Below are 19,836 nucleotides of genomic sequence, written 5' to 3' on the forward strand. Positions count from 1 at the left end.
AATCTGTGGGAGGGTTTATGTCAAACGATAAGCAATTTGTTAAAGAAATTACACCGCAAGGAGAAGATTTCTCCCGATGGTATATAGATGTTATTAAGAAAGCAGATTTAATGAGCTACTCCCCGGTTCGTGGGTGTATCGTGTTTAAACCGGATGGTTATGAAATTTGGGAAAATATTCAACGTGAGTTGGATAGTAAGTTTAAAGAAACTGGTCATCGCAACGCGTACTTCCCGTTGTTTATCCCAGAAAGCTTTTTCCAGAAGGAAAAAGAACATGTTGAGGGCTTTAATCCAGAACTTCCTTGGGTCACTGAGGCAGGTGGGGAGAAGCTAGAAGAGCGTTTGGCTATCCGTCCTACATCTGAAACGATGATTGGGCATATGTACGCCGAATGGATTAACTCCTACCGTGATCTACCATTGTTAATCAACCAATGGGCAAACGTAGTTCGTTGGGAGAAACGCACGTTGCCATTCCTCCGTACAACTGAGTTTTTGTGGCAGGAGGGTCATACTGCGCATGAAGATGAGCAAGATGCTCGCCGCGAAACGATGCAAATGCTTGATGTCTATCGTCAATTTGCGGAGGATTTCCTGGCGATCCCAGTAATTGTAGGTCAAAAAACGCCTTCAGAGAAGTTTGCTGGTGCCATTGATACTTTTTCCATTGAAGCCATGATGAAGGATGGCAAAGCTGTTCAAGCAGGCACTTCTCATTACCTTGGAACGAATTTCGCTGTTGCCTTTGATATCAAATTCCTAGATCGTGAGAATCAACACCAATTTGCACATACAACTTCATGGGGAGTTAGTACACGTTTAATTGGCGCACTTATTATGGTTCACGGGGATGATCGCGGATTAGTGTTACCACCAAAGGTTGCACCTACGCAAGTTATCATGATTCCAATTGGACCTCCAAAAACGCGTGAACAAGTAATTGGGCGGGTTGACGAGTTGTTCGCGGATCTGAAAAAAGCTGGCGTTCGCGTTAAAGTGGATGATCGTGCTGATCAAAGCCCAGGTTGGAAATTTAACGAGTACGAAATGCGCGGCGTACCAATTCGCGTAGAGTTAGGTCCTCGCGACATGGAAAATGGCGTAGTTGTTCTTGTTTCTCGCGTTAGTGGAGAGAAGAAAATTGTTCAACAGTCTGACTTTGTGCAAGAAGTTCAAAATTTACTTGCTGAGATTCATCAGCAGATGTATGATAAAGCGAAGCAATTCCGTGACGAGCACTATATTGCGGTAGATACGATCGATGAGTTTAAGACATTTTTGGAGACGAAACGCGGATTTGCCTTGGCTGGCTGGTGTGGATCTAACGCTTGTGAATCGCAAGTGAAGGAAGAAACAGGAGCAACAAGTCGTAATATCCCGTTCACACCATCTGAAACCAAATCTACTTGTCTTGTGTGCGGCGATCCTGCCAAGCATACAGTTGTCTTTGGTCGAAGCTATTAATTACAATCAAGGGCATATGGAGGTCTAACTCCATTGCCCTTGGTATGTTTTATGGGGAGGCTGTTCATGAGTAATTTGGCTGATAAACGGAATCGCTTTGAGCTTTTGATGCAGCAAGCCGAGATTCCAGCCGATGTTGTACGGTCATATTTTAAAGAGGGCTACATTGATCAAGTAGAGATTAGTCGAAAAAATCGCGACTGGACGTTCTATTTGGTGAAAAATGACCTTGTGCCTCTGAATATTTATCGTTCATTCTGTAAAATGATTCAAGAGAAGTTCGCGCAGATTGCAAAAATTAGGTTTATTTGGAAATATGAACAAGCAGAACCTGCTGCTCTTGTTGAGGAGTATTGGGGATTATTTATGGAATGGTTACAGCGGGAAGTTCCCTCTGTCAATGGTTGGATGTCAAAAGCTAGGTTCGAAGTACAAGGAAATGCCCTATCGTTGATTATGTTAGATGCTATAGGCCTAGAATTAGCGAAGAAAAAGAATATCGATATGTTTATTCGGAATTTTTTCCATAATTTTTTTCAAACCGAACTATCTGTCAAGTATGCAATAAGTGACACTACGGAAATCGTTGCAGAATATGAGAAGTTTGCAAAGCAACGAGAACAAGGTGAAAAATCATATACACAAGAAATCATGATGTCCATCGATATGGAGGAAGAAGAATCATCTTTACCAGAAGGTGATCTGAAGCTAGTCATGGGCATTGATATAAAAGAAGTTCCTACGCCACTTAAAGACATCCAAGAAGAAGAGAAGAAAATTACAGTACAAGGTACCGTATTTGGCTTGGATGTCAAAGAATTAAGAAATGGTAATACGTTATTTACTTTCAATATTACGGATTTCAGTGATTCATTAGCTATGAAGGTTTTTGCGAAGACCAAAGACGATGTGAAGATCATGAGTCTACTTGCCAATGGTACGTGGATTCGGGCCAGAGGAAAAGTAGAGTATGACCGGTTCATGCAAATCCCTGAGCTTGTTATGATTCCAAATGATCTATACGAAGTGATGGCACCAAGGGATCGTATGGATGATGCTGCTGAGAAGCGAGTAGAGTTTCATTTGCACACAACCATGAGCACAATGGATGCATTGACACCGATAGATCAATATGTGAAAATGGCGGCCAAATGGGGACATAAAGCAATCGCTGTTACCGATCATAGTAATATTCAATGTTTTCCTGACGCTGGGAAAGCTGCCAAAAAGCATGGCATCAAAGTCATATACGGTGTTGAAGCGAATGTCGTGAATGATTCTGTCCCCATTGTTATGAATGGTCGAGATCTCGATTTAAAGCAAGCGACTTATGTTATTTTCGACGTGGAGACGACAGGACTTTCTGTTATTAATAATCGAATTATTGAGCTTGCAGGCGTGAAAATGCAAGATGGCAAAGAGATTGATCGTTTTGCCACATTCATTAATCCGCACGAGAAAATTCCTTATAACATCCAGCAGTTAACGAATATTAATGATGACATGGTGAAGGATGCTCCAGATATTGAGGACGAGCTTCCTAAGTTTATAGAGTTTATTGGGGATTGCGTGCTAGTAGCACATAACGCGCGTTTCGATATGGGCTTTCTTCAAGCGAATTTAAAACGCATGAACCTACCTGAGGTTACGAATGCGGTACTTGATACATTAGAGCTTGCGAGATTTCTCTTCCCATCTATGAAAAATCATCGATTAAATACGTTGTCTGATAAATTTAAAGTAGGTCTCGATAATCATCACCGAGCGATTGATGACTCGATCGCGCTGGGATATGTGCTTTATCATTTAATTAACGAGGCTAATGATCGTCAGATTACGAGCCTAGCGAAATTGAATGACTACGTTGGTAAAGATTTATCCAATCAACGTCCATTTCATTGCTGTATATACGCATTAAACCCAGTTGGTAAGAAAAATCTATTTAAACTGATTTCGCTATCTCATACCACTTATTTGCAGCGAGCTGCGACGATTCCCAAGAGTGTGTTAGTTGAGCACAGAGAGGGACTTTTGGTCACCTCTGGTTGTGAAAAAGGTGAATTTTTCGAAGCTGTATTGAACAAATCAATTGAAGAAGCTGAGCAAGTTTCAGAGTTTTATGACATTCTCGAAATTCAACCCGTTAGCTATAATATGCATCTCGTCGAAAAAGGCTTGGTTGGGTCTAAAGAAGATCTAGAGGATGCTGTTCGGCGCGTATGTGAAATCGGTTATAAAACGGGTAAGCCGGTCATCGCGACAGGTAACGTTCATTATCTGAATCCACGTGAGAAGGTATGTCGGGATATTACAATCAATGGGATTACAGGCTTTAGTCCGCTGAAAGCGATAAAGAAGCCTGACGCACATTTCCGTACAACGAAAGAGATGCTCGAAGAGTTTAAGTTTTTGGGTGAAGAGAAAGCAATTGAAGTTGTCATTCGCAGTACGAATGATCTTGCAGATCGGTTTGAATCTATTGAACTTTTCCCAGACAAGCTATTCACACCTATTATAGAAGGTGCAGACGAAGAAATTCGTACGACTTGTTATGAAACGGCGAAAAGTATGTATGGGGAAGAGCTGCCCGAAGTCATTATTGCTCGGTTAGAGAAAGAGCTAGTTCCGATCATTAAATTCGGATTCTCTGCCAACTATTTGATTTCGGAACGTCTCGTAAAAAAATCGAATGCAGATGGCTACCTGGTAGGTTCTCGGGGATCCGTTGGTTCATCTGTCGTTGCCATGATGTTGGGAATTTCAGAGGTTAACCCATTGCCACCTCACTATATATGTCTTTCCTGCAGGCACAGCGAATGGTTCCTTGACGGTAGTGTACCGAGTGGTTTTGATTTGCCGAACAAAGTATGTCCTTCCTGCGGCGGGGATTTAAAAGGGGATGGGCATGACATTCCGTTTGAAACATTCTTAGGATTTAAAGGGGACAAAGTTCCCGATATCGATTTGAACTTCTCAGGGGTTTATCAGCCGGTTGCGCATAACTTCACGAAGGAGATCTTTGGACCTAAGAATGTATTCCGGGCAGGGACAATCGGTACTGTTGCAGAGAAAACGGCTTTCGGATTCGTCAAGAAATATGAAGAAGAACAAGGCCAGAAATGGCGCGGGGCTGAAATTGCTCGATTAGCTTCAGGCTGTACTGGGGTAAAAAGAAGTACAGGGCAGCATCCAGGCGGTATTGTCGTTGTGCCAGATTATATTGAGGTCGATGATATCACACCGGTTCAATTCCCTGCCGATGATAAAAACTCGGAATGGATGACGACTCATTTTGACTACCATGCCTTCGATGCGAACTTGCTTAAACTAGATATTCTAGGACACGACGACCCGACGATGATGAGGATGCTACAGGACTTGACGGGCGTAGATCCAACAACGATTCCAATGAATGATGCGAAAGCGATGAGTATTTTCAATTCAACGGAAGCGCTAGGCGTTAGACCAGATCAGATTCGTTCGCCTGTTGCAACGTATGGGGTTCCCGAAATGGGGACGAAATTCGTTCGTCAAATGCTTCAAGAAACACAACCATCATCTTTCGCCGATTTACTTCAAATTTCGGGGTTGTCACACGGAACGGGTGTTTGGTTAGGTAATGCACAGGAACTGATCAAAAAAGGGATTTGTAACATTAAGACGGTTATTGGTTGTCGGGATGATATCATGCTCTATTTGATCTATAAAGCGGGGATGGATGCAGGTCTTGCTTTTAAAATTACGGAGAGTGTGCGTAAAGGGAAGGGCCTTACCGATGAATGGAAAGATGAGATGAAGCGCTGTAATGTGCCAGCTTGGTATATTGAATCCTGCGAACGGATTGAGTATATGTTTCCAAAAGCGCATGCTGCAGCTTACGTTATCTCCGCCGTTCGTACGGCTTACTTCAAGGTGTATCACCCGATCGCTTACTATGCGACATACTTTAGTGTGCGTGCAGCGGATTTTGATCTTGAATTGCTTTGCCAAGGCTATGATGCGATTCTCAAAGTATTAATTGAGATTGAAGCGAAAGGTTTCCAAGCTCTGCCGAAAGAGAAAGCCATGGTTTCAATTCTTGAAATGTCACTGGAAATGACGTCACGCGGCTTTAGTTTTAAGCCGATTGATATCTACCGTTCCGATGCAACGAAGTTTATCATCGATGGCAATTCTTTAATTCCACCGTTTGCAGCGATGTCAGGAATTGGTGAAAATGCTGCTAAGAATATTGCAGCTGCCAAAGAAGAAGGCGATTTCCTATCAATTGAGGATTTCCAGAATAAATCTAAGGCTTCTAAAACCGTCATAGAGCTGCTGACTTCTATGGGGTGCTTCCGTGGTATGCCTGAATCCAATCAGCTTTCCTTGTTCTAAAAATCAGCTGTCAAGTGAAAATGATTAACAAGTTTGCTATTGTAATGCAAAGAATGGTTATGGTATAATTTTTATTGGCAATAATGAGGATATCATCTTGTGATTAAAGAGTGGGGAAACCCACTCTTTACATTTTGATATAGGACTTTTCGGGATACGACAAGGAGAAGTCAATTTAGGAGGTACACATATCTGTGGCTACACAAGAACAAATCAAATCCATCATTGAGGACATGCTGAAGGATTTTGTTGAACAAAATGGATTTGAAATCGTGGATATTGAATACGTCAAAGAAGGCAGCAATTGGTTCCTTCGCGTCTATGCTGACAAAGAAGGCGGAATTGATATAGATGATTGCGGCCGCATCAGTGAATATTTAAGTGTTCAATTGGATGAGAAAGATCCGATTACTGATGCTTATTTCTTGGAAGTTTCTTCTCCTGGAGCAGAACGTCCGCTTAAGAAGACTCAAGATTTTTATAAAGCCGTGAATAGTCACGTATTTGTTACTTCGTATGAACCGATCGACGGTTCTAAGGAATTTGAAGGGTTGTTGCAGTCTTATGACGAGGAAGTACTCGTGATTGAGATTGGTAAAAAGAAAATCAGCATTCCGGTTGCCAAAGTAGCTAGTGCACGTCTTGCTATCGTATTTTAGTAATCGTTACTTATTGAAGGGGGGGACTCAGTTCAAATGAACACGGATTTTATCGAAGCGCTGTCGGAAATTGAACGAGAGAAGGGTATCTCCAAGGAGCTACTCATTGATGCTATTGAAGCGGCGATGATTTCAAGTTATAAACGTAATTTCAACACGGCACAGAACGTACGTGTAGATATCAATCGACATACGGGTCTTATTAAGGTTTATGCACGGAAGACCGTAACAGAGGAAGTATTGGATCCAAGATTGGAAATTTCTGTTCATGCATCGCGTGAAATTAATCCGAACTACCAATTGGAAGATATTGTTGAAATTGAAGTGACGCCTCGTGATTTTGGACGTATTGCAGCACAAACCGCTAAACAGGTTGTAACGCAAAGAATCCGCGAAGCCGAGCGTGGCTTAATTTATAATGCGTTTATCGATAAAGAAGAAGATATCGTAACCGGTATCCTGCAACGACAAGACCAACGTAATATTTATGTTGACCTTGGTAAAGTAGAAGCTGTTCTTCCACTTACGGAGCTTATGCCTACGGATAAGTTCAAACAGGGAGACCGTATCAAAGCTTATATTACGAAAGTCGAGAACACGACAAAGGGGCCTCAAATTATTTTATCGAGAACACATCCAGGGTTGTTGAAGCGTCTATTTGAGCTTGAAGTACCTGAAATTTTCGATGGCGTAGTAGAGATCCGTTCCGTTGCACGTGAAGCAGGCTTCCGTTCGAAGATTGCTGTTCATTCTCGTAACCCAGAGGTTGATCCAGTCGGATCATGCGTAGGTCCTAAAGGGCTTCGCGTACAAACGATTGTAACCGAGCTGCGCGGAGAGAAAATTGATATCGTTCGCTGGATGGAGAGTGTAGAAGAGTACGTAGCGAATGCGCTAAGCCCTTCTAAAGTGCTTGAAGTTCAAATTCATGAAAATGAAAAAATGGCACGAGTCATTGTACCTGATTATCAGCTTTCTCTGGCAATTGGGATTAAAGGACAGAACGCCCGTTTAGCTGCTAAGTTAACTGGCTGGAAAATCGATATCAAGAGCGAAACACAAGCAGAACAAGAATATGGCAGAGTGAAAACTTACTCGGAAGAGATGCACCAAGATTCGATTAGCATCGATTAAGTTTTTGTTTGGAACAAGGGGTGATCGGAATGAAGCAGAGAAAAATCCCTCTGAGAAAATGCGTTGCCTGTCAGGAAATGATGCCGAAGAGGGAATTGATCCGCGTCGTCAAAACGCCTGAGGATGACATTCTCATTGATCTTAAGGGAAAGAAGTCTGGGCGCGGTGCCTACCTGTGCGGTAAAGTTTCTTGTTTTAAATTGGCAAAGAAAAGCAAAGCCCTGGATAGAGCTCTGAAGCATGCTGTAGGCGCAGACATTTATGACCAACTGGAACAAGATTTCATTCGTGTAGAAGATGAATTCCTTTCTTCGAAAGAGGAGGAGGAATCAGAAGATGAATCCTAAATTTTTAAATCAATTAGGATTAGCGATGAGAGCCGGGAAACTCGTAACGGGTGACGAAGGTGTATTCAAAGCCATTCGCTCGGGTGAGGCCAAGCTAGTTATTATGGCGGAAGACGCTTCTGCTAATACACGCAAAAAATTTCAAGATAAATGCCTATTTTATGGGGTTAAGCTCATGGAAGTTGGTACGAAGTATGAATTGGGCCGCAGCATTGGGAAAGAAATGCGTGTCACCATAGGTGTATTGGACGGAGGCTTCGCGCAGATGCTGCAGAAGAGTCAAGAAAATCCTGCGGAGGTGAAACATATTGACCAATAAACAAGATAATAAAGACAAGACACGCGTGTATGAATACGCGAAACAGCTCAATATGAGCAGCAAAGAAATTATTACCATTCTCAAACGATTAAATATACCTGTTAACAACCATATGAGTGTAATGGAGAATGACGCAGTTAGCAGTGTGGAAAAGTTTTTTAGAGATATCAAAGCTAATGCAGCTGCCAAACGAGCAGCTACGGACGGAGGAAATGTGAGTTCATCTACGACGAATCAGAATCCTGCATCGCAGGCTCCAGCACAAGAGAATAAAGGTGCAGTAACTCCGGCAGCTAAGCCAGTTACTACTGAACAGCAATCAACTAGTCAACCGACTACATCAACTGGAGCTACCCCTCCACAACAAGGTCAGTCTACACAAAACACGTCAAGTCGCCCACCACAATCACGTCCAAGTGGTCAAAGCAGCAACTACCAAGGAAATCGCCCTAGCAATAGTCAAGGCGGTCAGCGTACTGGCTATCAAGGATCTAATCCAAACGGTGGACGCCCTAGTGGTCAAGGTTCCAGCCAAGGTGGACAACGTACAGGTTATCAAGGTTCCAATCCTGGTGGACAACGTCCTGCAGGTCAAGGCTCCAGCCAAGGCGGACAGCGTACTGGTGGTTACCAAGGTTCCAATCCTGGTGGACAACGTCCTGCAGGTGGAAGCAGCGGTGGATACAACAGCAGTCGTCCAGCTAGTCAAGGATACAGCCAAGGCGGTCAAGGACAAGGCGGAGCACCTCGCACGAATAGTAACTATGCAGGCTCACGTCCGAATCAAGGCGCTGGCGGCGCTGGTGCAAGCAGTGGTCAAAGCGCAAACAGTGGACGTCCACAATCTAGTCCGAATCGCAGTGCTGGCCCTAATCGTCAGTCCAAGCCTTTCGAGAACCGCAACAATAACCAAAGTGGAAGACCGGTTGTTCAAGAAGCGAAACCTCAATTCCATGTTGGCGCAACAGCAGCTGAGTTGGATGATGCAGCAGCAAAAGCTGGCGTGATCACAACGAAGAAATCTAAACCAACACCTAAACGTTTTGACGATAATCGATCTGGTGGTAACCGTGGTCCTGGTGGCAACAACAGAGGCAACCAACGCGGAAACAACAGAGGTCGTTACCAACAAGACATGGTTAAGAAAGAAAAAGTGGATAACACACCTAAGAAAATCATTGTTCGTGGTAATATGACTGTTGGTGAGACAGCGAAATTGCTTCACAAAGATGCTTCTGAAGTTATTAAGAAACTTCTATTCCTTGGCACAATGGCTACGATCAACCAAGAGCTAGATTTGGAAACTATCCAATTGATTGCGACCGAATTTGGTGTTGAAGTTGAAATCAAAATTAAAGTCGAAGAAGATAACTTCGAAACATTCGAAGAAATCGATGACGAGGCTGATTTGCTTGAGCGTCCACCTGTTGTTACTATCATGGGTCACGTCGATCACGGTAAAACAACATTGCTTGATGCCATTCGTAAAACGAGTGTTACGGAAGGCGAAGCAGGCGGAATCACGCAGCACATCGGTGCTTATCAAGTCGAAGTTAATCATAAGAAAATTACTTTCTTGGATACGCCTGGCCACGAAGCGTTTACTACAATGCGTGCCCGCGGTGCTCAAGTTACGGATATTACAATTATCGTTGTTGCAGCAGATGACGGTGTCATGCCACAAACCGTAGAAGCGATTAGTCATGCTAAAGCGGCTGGCGTACCGATCATTGTAGCTGTGAACAAGATTGATAAAGAAGGCGCTAATCCTGATCAAATTAAGCAAGCTCTAACGGCTTATGAGTTAGTTCCGGAAGAGTGGGGCGGCGATACGATTTTCTGCGAAATTTCCGCAAAACAACGTATTGGTCTTGAAAACTTGCTTGAAATGATTTTGCTAGTAGCTGAAGTGCAAGAGTACAAGGCTAACCCGAACAAGCGTGCTAGAGCGACTGTTATTGAGGCTGAATTGGATAAAGGAAGAGGCCCAGTAGCTAGAATCCTAGTTCAACACGGTACGTTAAAAGTTGGAGATAGCTTCGTTGCCGGTGTATGCTTCGGTCGTGTTCGTGCGATCGTAAATGATAAAGGTAAACGTTTGAAAGAAGCGGGTCCTTCAACTCCGGTTGAAATCACGGGTCTGACAGAAGTCCCACAAGCTGGGGATCCGTTCTTGGCTTATGAAGATGAGCGTAAAGCAAGAGACATTGCAGATCGTCGTGCAATTGCACTTCGTCAGTCCGAGATGACAGCTAATTCACGTGTTACTTTAGAAGACCTCTTTAAGCATATTAAAGATGGTGAAGTGAAAGATCTGAATGTGATCATCAAAGGTGATGTTCAAGGTTCTGTAGAAGCACTGAAAAGCTCTCTTGAGAAGATTGAAGTTGAAGGTGTTCGCGTTAAGATTCTTCACAATGGTGTTGGCGCAGTAACAGAATCAGATATTATTCTGGCGTCTGCTTCCAATGCGATTATTATTGGATTTAACGTTCGTCCTGAGCCTGCTGCGAAAGCAACGGCTGATCAAGAGAAAGTTGATATCCGTCTGCATAACATCATTTACAACGTAATCGAAGAAATCGAGCAAGCGATGAAAGGCATGCTGGATCCAATCTTCAAAGAAGTTGTACTTGGTCAAGCTGAAGTACGTAATGTATTCAAAATTACAGGTTCAGGAACAATTGCAGGTTGTTATGTAACTTCAGGTAAAATTGCTCGTAATGCACAAACACGCTTAGTTCGTAGCGGAATTGTTGTTCATGAAGGCAAAATCGATTCCTTGAAACGATTCAAGGATGATCAAAAAGAAGTTGCACAAGGCTATGAGTGTGGTATATCTCTTGAGCGTTATCATGATATTAAAGAGGGCGACATCATCGAAGCCTTTATCATGGAGTCCGTTGAGAGGTGATTATAAATGGCTAGAGTTCGTGTAGGTCGAGTTGGCGAACAAATTAAGAAAGAGCTAAGTCAAATCATTCAAGTTGAGCTGAAAGATCCTCGTATTGGTTTCATGACCGTTACAGGGGTTGAAGTGACGAATGATTTGTCCCTCGCTCGTGTTTATTTAAGCGTAATGGGAACTGAAGAAGAGAAAGCTGCCACCCTTAAGGCACTTTCTGTTGCTTCAGGGTATATTCGCTCTGAGTTAGGCAAGCGAATTCGTTTGCGTAAGATTCCAGAGCTTCAGTTTAAATTTGATGCTTCTATTGACTATGGTAGTCACATTGACCAATTGTTGTATAAGCTCAATCAGGAAGGAAATACAAACGTATGAATATCGGAATGAACCATGCCACCGAATACTGTCAGCAGCTGGCAGCAGCGGCTGCATTTATCGAGCAGCATGATGATTTCTTGGTTGTATCTCACATCCAGCCGGATGGAGATGCAGCCAGTTCAACGTATGCAACAGGTTGGATTTTAAGTCAGCTTGGGAAGTCATTCACAATGATCAATGAGGGCGCTATGCCCTCTAAATTTTCCTACTTAGCAGGTAGTAAACATACATTTGATTATAGTGAACAGGCACCGAATCGACTTTATCAAACCATCATAAGTGTTGATTGTGCTGATTTCTCCAGAATGGGTAGGATCAGCACTCTTTTTGATGAGCAGGTAAACCTGCTCAATATTGACCATCATCCAACGAATGATCAATTTGGTTCCTGTCATTTAATCAAGCATGATGCCGCGGCAACCGTTCAAATTTTGTATGATTTGGCGTTACATATGAAACTGCAACCTGATATTTCTTTCGGTGAATGCATTTATACGGGCTTGCTTACAGATACAGGTGGATTCCGTTACTCAAATACCTCTTCAGAGGTTATGAAAATTGGAGCCTCTATGTTGGAGTTAGGGGTCAAGGGTGCTGAAATCGCTGAACTTGTACTTGAACGAATGACATATGCACAGATTGTACTTCTCCAAAAAGCGCTATCCACACTATCCTTCGGCTATGATCGAAAGTTAGCTTGGCTTGCTGTGTCGCTCGCAGATTTAGAGTTAACAGGTGCGTCGAGCGATGATTTGGACGGTTTAGTTAATTATCCTCGCAATGTTGAGGGTGTTGAAGTGGGTATGTTGATTAAAGAGAAGGCACCTGGTGTCATTAAAGTAAGTCTGCGCTCCTCTGGACTAGTCGATGTTGCTGCAGTAGCACAATCACTTGGCGGTGGAGGACATGTTCGAGCGTCGGGATGTACAATCCATGGTACGCTAGATGAAGCAATTGCTAGAATGGTTGAGGAAGTAGGGGACAAGCTGAAATGACGCTAGAAGGCATACTGCCTGTTTGGAAACCAGCGGGCTTTACATCACATGATGTTGTCGCCAAAGTTAGAAGGATTCTAAGTATTAAAAGAATTGGTCATACGGGTACGCTTGACCCACAAGTGACAGGGGTACTGCCACTTTGCATAGGTCGTGCTACACGGATGGTTGAATATATTCAAGAGTTGCCGAAGGAATATGAAGCTGTTTTACGTATTGGCTTGTCTACAGATACCGAAGATATAACGGGGACTGTCTTGGAAGAAGTGCCACTTGTGTCACTTGACGAAAGTCAAGTACGTAAAGTGCTGGAATCTTTCGTTGGAGACATCGAGCAAATCCCTCCTATGTTCTCTGCTGTAAAAGTAGATGGCAAACGACTCTACGAATTGGCGAGAGAAGGTAAGGAAGTTGAACGAAAAGCTAGGAAAGCGACAATCCATGAACTTGAGATTCTCGAGCTTAACTTGGATCAGAAGCACCCTGAAATTCGTTTTCGTGCCGTGTGCTCCAAAGGTACCTACATCAGAACATTGTGTGTAGATATTGGCAAAGTACTCGGATACCCTGCCGTTATGGAAAGTTTGATACGTACGTCAACAGGAAACATCCGCAAAGAGCAGTGTTTAACATTTGAGCAAATTGTTCAAATGAAAGAAGAAGGCTCATTGCAGCAACATATGATTCCTATGGATATCGCCATCTCACATATTCCATCTATTGCTCTCACTGATCAAGAAACAGTTCATTCATTACAAGGAAAGAAAATAGCTCTAGCTGCGAATCGAGTGGCTCATGCAGATGCATCTCAAACCATATTTCGGGCCTATTCACCAGATGAACGATTTCTGGGTCTGTTTGAATGGAAAAGCACTAGCCACGTCTTGGTCCCGGCCAAAGTTTTTCTTTAATCATAATCGTCGCGGGACGGGTTGAAATGGGTAGGTGAACGAACTTATATGCAAATAATACCAATATCATATCCGATGGATTCGGATCGGTTGGCCCAGATTGTTGGCAAACAAGTGGTGGCTATAGGTGACTTTGATGGTGTACATTTAGGACATCAAGAGGTAATAGGACGGGCTATGCTTACGGCTAAGACCCTTGGACTTAACTCGGCCATCATGACCTTCTATCCTCATCCTAGAGCGGTAATGGGGCAAGATAAATATGTGGAGTCGTTGACTCCCACGAAGAAGAAGATGGAGATCTTTGAAAGCATGGGCATCAATCACGCTTACATTGTAACGTTTGATGCATCGCTCATGCGCTTATCTCCAGAACAATTCGTGGATCAAGTCCTAGACCGGCTTGGTGTGGATAGCGTCATTTGTGGTTTTGATTTTACCTTTGGTTTCCAAGGTAAAGGTACTCCGGATTCACTCTGCGAGTTGAGTCACGGTAAATTCTCTGTTGAAGTGGTGAGACCTTTTCATATGAATGGTGAAAAAGTAAGCAGTACACGTATTCGTGAAGCTTTGCAGCAAGGTGAAATGGACACCGTAACAAGGCTACTTGGACGCCCTTATAGCATAAGCGGTAAGGTCGTTGATGGCGCGAAGAGAGGGAGAACGCTAGGTTTCCCTACAGCTAACCTCCAATTGGAAGAACCGTATGTGAGTCCAACGAACGGTGTTTACGCAATAAGAGCAACCGTCCGCGGGGAAGTTTATCAAGGTGTCATGAATATTGGTGTGAAACCAACATTTGAGACTGGAGAACTAAAACCATCATTTGAAGCGCATTTATTCGAATTTTCCGAGCAAATATATGGAGAAACCGTCATGGTTGAGCTAATTGCTTTTCTTAGACCAGAACGTAAATTCACTTCACTAGAAGATTTAGTTGCTCAAATAAAACTTGATGCAGCAGAAGCAAGAGAGAAATTGACGTTAGAGACGTAATCATACATTTACTTCTACTAGTCAATTGTGATATACTGAGTAACGTTGTCAAATGGACTTGTTCGTTTGGCATGAACCTTAGCTTGGATTGACGTTTTCATCGGCGCTTTCTAGGCTAGCGGGGATACTAATAGAATTTAGGAGATGAACGATTATGGCAATTACGCAAGAGCGCAAAACACAACTGATTCAAACTCACAAGGTACACGATACCGACACAGGTTCACCTGAGGTACAAGTAGCAATCCTTACAGAAAACATTGTTAACCTTACAGACCACCTTCGTACGCACAAGAAAGATCACCACTCCCGTCGTGGTTTGCTTAAAATGGTTGGACAACGTCGTAAGTTGCTAGCATATGTTAAAAACAAAGATGTAAGCCGCTATAGTGCTTTGATTGCAAAGCTTGGTTTGCGTCGATAAAACCGACAATGAGAAGCAACCTGTTGCTCCTTTGCTAAGCTTGATAAAGCTCTGGCAGAGAGCAGCAAAAGGTTGCTTTTTCTTGTATTTTTAAAACGGGAAAAGAAGGAAATACTAGACATAACGCAGAAATAGAGGATAACTCCATAGCTTGTCTATTTTGCATACATACGGAGTAGATTCGGATTGGTCTCTGGATCTCATGATTTCTGTACATGTTTATCAAACACATATTTTGAAATTCAAACCAAGCCTTAGGAGGATTTTATGGAGACAAGGGTACAAATGGAACTTGGCGGTAAGCCGTTCATACTTGAAACAGGCCGACTAGCCAAACAAGCCAATGCAGCAGTAACTGTTCGTTATGGCGATACGGTTGTGCTTAGCACAGTAACGGCTTCCAGCGGACCGAAAGATTTAGATTTCTTTCCGTTAACAGTGAACTATGAAGAAAGATTATACGCTGTAGGTAAAATTCCTGGTGGTTTTATTAAGCGTGAAGGGCGTCCTAGTGAGAAAGCGATTCTTGCGAGCCGTTTGACGGATCGTCCTATTCGTCCGCTTTTCCCAGAAGGCTTCCGTAATGATGTTCAAATCGTGTCGATCGTCATGAGTGTGGATCAAGAGTGCCCGCCTGAAATGGCTGCAATGATCGGTACTTCCGCTGCACTTGCGATCTCTGATGTTCCTTTTAACGGACCTGTTGGTGGCGTGATTGTTGGTCGTGTTGATGGACAATTCGTTATCAACCCTACAGGTGATGTAGCAGAGAAGAGTGATCTTCACTTAACTGTTGCTGGTACCAAAGATGCGATTATGATGGTTGAAGCTGGAGCAAAAGAAGTTTCAGAGGAAGTTGTCCTTGAAGCGATCATGTTCGGTCATGATGAAATTCGCAAGATTGTTGCGATCATCGAGGAATTGGTTGAACAAGTAGGTAAGCCGAAAATGGAAGTTAAACTCCATGCTGTCGATGCTGAAGTGAATAGCGCGGTGCGTGAATTCGCTCAAGCGAGATTAGTGGATGCGATTAAAATTCCTGAGAAACATGCTCGTCAAGAAGCAATCGATGTTGTCAATGCAGATGCTGTTGAGCATTTCACAGCTTTATATGTAGAAACACCTGGTCTTCTAGGTGATGTGAAAGAAACACTTTATGATATCGTGAAAGAGGAAGTACGCCGCTTAATCACGCATGATAAAGTAAGACCCGATGGACGTAAACCAGAAGAAATACGTCCAATCGAGTGCGATGTCAACTTGTTGCCGCGCACGCACGGTTCTGGCTTATTCACACGTGGACAAACACAAGCTCTTAGCATTTGTACATTAGGTGCGCTTGGCGATGTTCAAATCTTGGATGGTTTAGATCTGACAGAAACGAAACGTTTCATGCATCATTATAACTTCCCGCCATTCAGCGTTGGGGAAGCAAGACCTTTGCGTCCTCCAGGCCGTCGTGAAATTGGACATGGTGCGTTAGGTGAGCGAGCTATTGAGCCGATCATCCCGAACGAAGTGGAGTTCCCTTACACAATTCGTCTCGTATCTGAAGTATTGGAATCGAATGGTTCAACTTCCCAAGCGAGTATTTGTGCAAGTGTACTTGCCCTTATGGATGCTGGTGTGCCAATTAAAGCTCCAGTTGCAGGTATTGCGATGGGTCTTATCAAAGACGGCGATCATTTCTCCATTCTGTCTGATATTCAAGGTATGGAAGATCATCTGGGAGATATGGACTTTAAAGTTGCTGGTACTGCTGAAGGTATCACAGCACTTCAAATGGATATCAAAATTGATGGCATCGACCGCAACATTTTACAACAATCATTGCAACAAGCAAAAGAAGGCCGTTTGCACATTTTGGGCAAAATGGTATCTCGTATTTCTACACCAAACAAAAATCTTTCTCAATATGCTCCTAAAATTCTTACAATGAACATCAATCCCGACAAAATTCGTGATGTTATTGGTGCTGGTGGTAAAATCATCAATAAAATCATTGAGGAAACTGGCGTGAAGATCGATATCGAGCAAGACGGCCGCGTATTCATTGCATCGTCCAATCAAGAAATGAACGAGAAAGCTCGTTCCATTATTGAAGGTATCGTTCGTGAAGTCATCGTTGGTGAAACTTACCTTGGTACAGTAAAACGCGTAGAGAAATTCGGCGCATTCGTTGAAATTCTGCCTGGTAAAGAAGGTCTTGTACACATTTCACAAATTTCTACTGAGCGAGTAGCAAAAGTAGAAGACGTTGTGAACATTGGAGATCAGATTACGGTTAAAGTTACTGAGATCGATCAACAAGGAAGAGTAAATCTTTCACGCAAAGCAACGTTAACTTCACAGGTCTCTGCACAAAGCTAGAGAATCGTAATTCGTGAGTGCGTTTCATTCATAGTTCAGGATAAAGAGTCAGATCTATCTGTCTCTTTTTTGCTTTTCATTCATGCGAGGACATGCACAGGTTCTACTCTTGTCCTAACCTTCATACAATCAGGAGATGAAGAAAGGGGACCTGTGTATGCTCCACAAAAAATGGATTTTGCTTGGGAGTTTTTTAGCTATGGTTCTATTTAGTGTAAATGCGATCCCAAGTGTTGAAACCTACATTCAAAGTGTAAAAAATAATCAACGTGGTGATGATCGTGAGCATGTTGAAACGAGGGTAGAAATACGTCCAGTTTTTGCTACTGCCAACAAATCTACTTTATTAGAAATGATAACCAAAGAAGCAGAGAACCGTAAGGTAGCTCCGATTAATGCAAAAGTAGATTCTGTATGGAAAGCTATCCCTGGTTATAATGGTCTTGAAGTGGATATTGAGGAGACTCTGAAGTTAGCGGAGCATCATTTAACACCAAATCAAATTAATTATGTGATGAAGGAAATAGAGCCCAAAATTCAGTTAGACGACCTTGCTCCCAATCCAGTATATAAAGGTAATTCGAAAAAGCCAATGGTTTCATTTATGATCAATGTCGCATGGGGCAATGAATTTTTGCCTAGTATGTTAGAAACGTTACGTAAGGAAAATGTTCACGCGACATTCTTTTTTGATGGTTCTTGGTTAAAGAAAAATACAGAAATGGCCAAACAGATTCTAAGCGAAGGACATGAGGTATCGAACCACGCCTATTCACATAAAGATATGCGTACGATTTCGCGGAGTAAAGCAGTAGAAGAAATTTCGAAAACAGAAGATTTGCTAAAACAACTGGGTGTTAAAAACTCATTATTTGCTCCTCCATCAGGATACTTTAATCAAGAAACGATTCAAGTTGCCTCCGAATTTAAGTTGCAAACGGTATTGTGGACCTTTGATACGATAGATTGGAAAAATCCTGGAGCAGGTCGCATTCTTGAACGGTTATCCACCAATGTTGAACCTGGCACACTTATTCTGATGCACCCAACCGTTTCGTCACGTGATGCATTGCCAGGAATGATCAGTTTGATTAAGAAAAAAGGGTTGGTATTAGGGACTGTTTCAGATCTGCTATCCTCCAAAAGGATCACCGGACAGGGACAAATTATGAAATAGTCATGATTAGCTGCTGCTAATTTGAGTCCTAGGCACATTTTTGTTAGACTGAGGAAGTATAATAGGAGAATTGGACTTTTAGGTGTACCATTTCGAGGAGGAACCTTGGTGATCAAATATCGCTTACATAATGGCTTGAGAGTTGTTATGGAACAAATCCCTACATTTCGATCAGTAACATTCGGGATCTGGGTAAAAACAGGCTCACGTAATGAGTCGCAAACGAACAATGGTATTTCACATTTTATCGAGCACATGTTGTTCAAAGGTACGGAACGTCATTCGGCGAAAGATATCGCAGAAATCTTTGATGGCATCGGCGGGAATGTGAATGCCTTCACTTCCAAAGAATATACGTGCTATTATGCCAAAGTACTCGATGAACATTTACCTTTAGCGATGGATGTACTTTCGGATATGTTCTTCCATTCAACCTTTGATGAAGGTGAGCTTGAAAAAGAGAAGAACGTTATTTACGAAGAAATCTCCATGTATGAAGATACACCGGATGATCTCGTTCATGATTTGTTAGCGAAGGCTTCATATGGTACGCATGCTTTGGGTTATACGATCCTAGGCACGCAAGACAATTTGTCCAAAATGAAGTCAGATGATCTTCGTTCTTATCTCAAACAGAATTACAATACAGAGAATACCGTGCTGAGTATTGCTGGGAATATTGATGATAGTGTAAAAGAATTAATTGAAAAGCATTTCGGTGACTTCTCACAATCAGGTGTTGAAACAAGCTATGATGCACCAGATTTCCTTAGCGAGTTGATTTTCCATGCGAAGAAAACAGAACAAAATCATATTTGTCTGTCATTACCTGGATTGTCGTTACAAGAAGAGAATTTATATCCGATGGTTTTATTGAATAATGCCATTGGTGGAGGTATGAGCTCAAGACTGTTCCAAGAAATTCGTGAGAAACGTGGCTTAGCTTATTCCGTATATTCCTATCACTCTTCTCATATTGATAGCGGGATGTTTACAATTTATACAGGAACGGCACCTAAACAAACGGAAGAAGTATTGAAAGTTACGATGGAGCTGCTTCATGATATTGCCGTAAACGGAATGACAGATAATGAACTTAAGAAGGGTAAAGAGCAGCTGAAAGGCAGCCTTATTCTGAGTTTAGAAAGCACTAGCAGCAGGATGAACCGTTTTGGTAAAAATGAATTGATGACTGGTAAGCATTATAGTTTGGATGAAATGATTGAACGTATTGAAAGTGTGAACATGGATCATATTCGTCAACTGACGAAAAATTTATTTGCAACCCCCTTTGCTCTGTCCATGGTCGGAAATGCGAGTGATGTCATTAGTGGATTCAGGAGGGATCAGCTTGTCTCTCTTTGATTTTGAAGTACAG

At 42.5% G+C, this 19,836-nt stretch carries 15 protein-coding genes; all 15 read left to right on the top strand.

Annotated elements, in window-relative coordinates:
* Positions 1 to 17: 17 nt before the first annotated feature.
* The 15 genes from proS to L6I86_RS11435 all read left to right on the top strand — a co-directional run bounded on the left by proS (position 18) and on the right by L6I86_RS11435 (position 19,823).
* Positions 18 to 1,466: a proline--tRNA ligase gene (proS, locus tag L6I86_RS11365; RefSeq protein WP_236287153.1), complete on the top strand. Its 1,449-nt coding sequence runs from the start codon at positions 18 to 20 to the stop codon at positions 1,464 to 1,466.
* 66 nt (positions 1,467 to 1,532) lie between these two features.
* A complete protein-coding gene (locus L6I86_RS11370) occupies positions 1,533 to 5,843 on the top strand; it encodes a PolC-type DNA polymerase III (protein WP_236287155.1) in 4,311 nt (1,436 codons plus the stop codon).
* A gap of 194 nt (positions 5,844 to 6,037) precedes the next feature.
* Positions 6,038 to 6,502 carry a ribosome maturation factor RimP gene (gene rimP / locus L6I86_RS11375; protein ID WP_268796259.1) on the top strand — a complete coding sequence of 155 codons (465 nt, stop codon included), beginning with the start codon at positions 6,038 to 6,040 and terminating at the stop codon, positions 6,500 to 6,502.
* A gap of 36 nt (positions 6,503 to 6,538) precedes the next feature.
* The gene (gene nusA / locus L6I86_RS11380) at positions 6,539 to 7,636 is read left to right on the top strand and encodes a transcription termination factor NusA (RefSeq protein WP_028558311.1); all 1,098 of its coding nucleotides are present in this window, start codon (positions 6,539 to 6,541) and stop codon (positions 7,634 to 7,636) included.
* A gap of 29 nt (positions 7,637 to 7,665) precedes the next feature.
* The gene (gene rnpM, locus L6I86_RS11385) at positions 7,666 to 7,983 is read left to right on the top strand and encodes an RNase P modulator RnpM (protein ID WP_056625035.1); all 318 of its coding nucleotides are present in this window, start codon (positions 7,666 to 7,668) and stop codon (positions 7,981 to 7,983) included.
* Complete coding sequence (locus tag L6I86_RS11390; protein WP_235550652.1) at positions 7,973 to 8,302, top strand: L7Ae/L30e/S12e/Gadd45 family ribosomal protein; 330 nt, start codon at positions 7,973 to 7,975, stop codon at positions 8,300 to 8,302. Before rnpM ends, L6I86_RS11390 begins: the two co-directional genes overlap by 11 nt.
* Entirely contained in the window at positions 8,292 to 11,216 is a 2,925-nt protein-coding gene (infB, locus tag L6I86_RS11395; protein WP_236287158.1) for a translation initiation factor IF-2, read from the top strand. The genes L6I86_RS11390 and infB overlap by 11 nt, the downstream gene beginning before the upstream one ends.
* Before the next feature lie 6 nt (positions 11,217 to 11,222).
* Positions 11,223 to 11,582 (top strand): 30S ribosome-binding factor RbfA, encoded by a 360-nt coding sequence (gene rbfA / locus L6I86_RS11400; RefSeq protein WP_236287160.1) that lies wholly within the window; start codon positions 11,223 to 11,225, stop codon positions 11,580 to 11,582.
* Positions 11,579 to 12,580: a DHH family phosphoesterase gene (locus tag L6I86_RS11405; protein WP_236287162.1), complete on the top strand. Its 1,002-nt coding sequence runs from the start codon at positions 11,579 to 11,581 to the stop codon at positions 12,578 to 12,580. The genes rbfA and L6I86_RS11405 overlap by 4 nt, the downstream gene beginning before the upstream one ends.
* Positions 12,577 to 13,491 (top strand): tRNA pseudouridine(55) synthase TruB, encoded by a 915-nt coding sequence (gene truB, locus L6I86_RS11410; protein WP_236287163.1) that lies wholly within the window; start codon positions 12,577 to 12,579, stop codon positions 13,489 to 13,491. Before L6I86_RS11405 ends, truB begins: the two co-directional genes overlap by 4 nt.
* A gap of 48 nt (positions 13,492 to 13,539) precedes the next feature.
* On the top strand, positions 13,540 to 14,487 hold the full coding sequence (locus tag L6I86_RS11415; protein WP_236287165.1) for a bifunctional riboflavin kinase/FAD synthetase: 948 nt from the start codon (positions 13,540 to 13,542) through the stop codon (positions 14,485 to 14,487).
* Between the two features lie 154 nt (positions 14,488 to 14,641).
* Positions 14,642 to 14,911 (top strand): 30S ribosomal protein S15, encoded by a 270-nt coding sequence (gene rpsO / locus L6I86_RS11420; RefSeq protein WP_028558319.1) that lies wholly within the window; start codon positions 14,642 to 14,644, stop codon positions 14,909 to 14,911.
* Positions 14,912 to 15,178: 267 nt separating this feature from the next.
* Positions 15,179 to 17,281, top strand: a complete 2,103-nt coding sequence (gene pnp, locus L6I86_RS11425) for a polyribonucleotide nucleotidyltransferase (protein ID WP_236287167.1) — start codon at positions 15,179 to 15,181, stop codon at positions 17,279 to 17,281.
* A gap of 157 nt (positions 17,282 to 17,438) precedes the next feature.
* Complete coding sequence (locus L6I86_RS11430; protein ID WP_236287169.1) at positions 17,439 to 18,458, top strand: polysaccharide deacetylase family protein; 1,020 nt, start codon at positions 17,439 to 17,441, stop codon at positions 18,456 to 18,458.
* Between the two features lie 108 nt (positions 18,459 to 18,566).
* Positions 18,567 to 19,823: a M16 family metallopeptidase gene (locus L6I86_RS11435; protein ID WP_236287171.1), complete on the top strand. Its 1,257-nt coding sequence runs from the start codon at positions 18,567 to 18,569 to the stop codon at positions 19,821 to 19,823.
* The last annotated feature ends 13 nt before the right edge of the window (positions 19,824 to 19,836 follow it).

Origin of the sequence: Paenibacillus allorhizoplanae (assembly GCF_927798215.1) — a bacterium.
Taxonomy (GTDB): domain Bacteria; phylum Bacillota; class Bacilli; order Paenibacillales; family NBRC-103111; genus Paenibacillus_E; species Paenibacillus_E allorhizoplanae.

Excerpts from the sequence above, each read along its gene's own strand:
- nusA (WP_028558311.1), top strand. The coding sequence starts at position 6,539 with ATGAACACGGATTTTATCGAAGCGCTGTCGGAAATTGAACGAGAGAAG.
- L6I86_RS11415 (WP_236287165.1), top strand. The coding sequence starts at position 13,540 with ATGCAAATAATACCAATATCATATCCGATGGATTCGGATCGGTTGGCC.
- rpsO (WP_028558319.1), top strand. The coding sequence starts at position 14,642 with ATGGCAATTACGCAAGAGCGCAAAACACAACTGATTCAAACTCACAAG.
- L6I86_RS11370 (WP_236287155.1), top strand. The coding sequence starts at position 1,533 with ATGAGTAATTTGGCTGATAAACGGAATCGCTTTGAGCTTTTGATGCAG.
- rnpM (WP_056625035.1), top strand. The coding sequence starts at position 7,666 with ATGAAGCAGAGAAAAATCCCTCTGAGAAAATGCGTTGCCTGTCAGGAA.
- proS (WP_236287153.1), top strand. The coding sequence starts at position 18 with ATGTCAAACGATAAGCAATTTGTTAAAGAAATTACACCGCAAGGAGAA.
- L6I86_RS11390 (WP_235550652.1), top strand. The coding sequence starts at position 7,973 with ATGAATCCTAAATTTTTAAATCAATTAGGATTAGCGATGAGAGCCGGG.
- pnp (WP_236287167.1), top strand. The coding sequence starts at position 15,179 with ATGGAGACAAGGGTACAAATGGAACTTGGCGGTAAGCCGTTCATACTT.
- L6I86_RS11405 (WP_236287162.1), top strand. The coding sequence starts at position 11,579 with ATGAATATCGGAATGAACCATGCCACCGAATACTGTCAGCAGCTGGCA.
- L6I86_RS11430 (WP_236287169.1), top strand. The coding sequence starts at position 17,439 with ATGCTCCACAAAAAATGGATTTTGCTTGGGAGTTTTTTAGCTATGGTT.
- truB (WP_236287163.1), top strand. The coding sequence starts at position 12,577 with ATGACGCTAGAAGGCATACTGCCTGTTTGGAAACCAGCGGGCTTTACA.
- rbfA (WP_236287160.1), top strand. The coding sequence starts at position 11,223 with ATGGCTAGAGTTCGTGTAGGTCGAGTTGGCGAACAAATTAAGAAAGAG.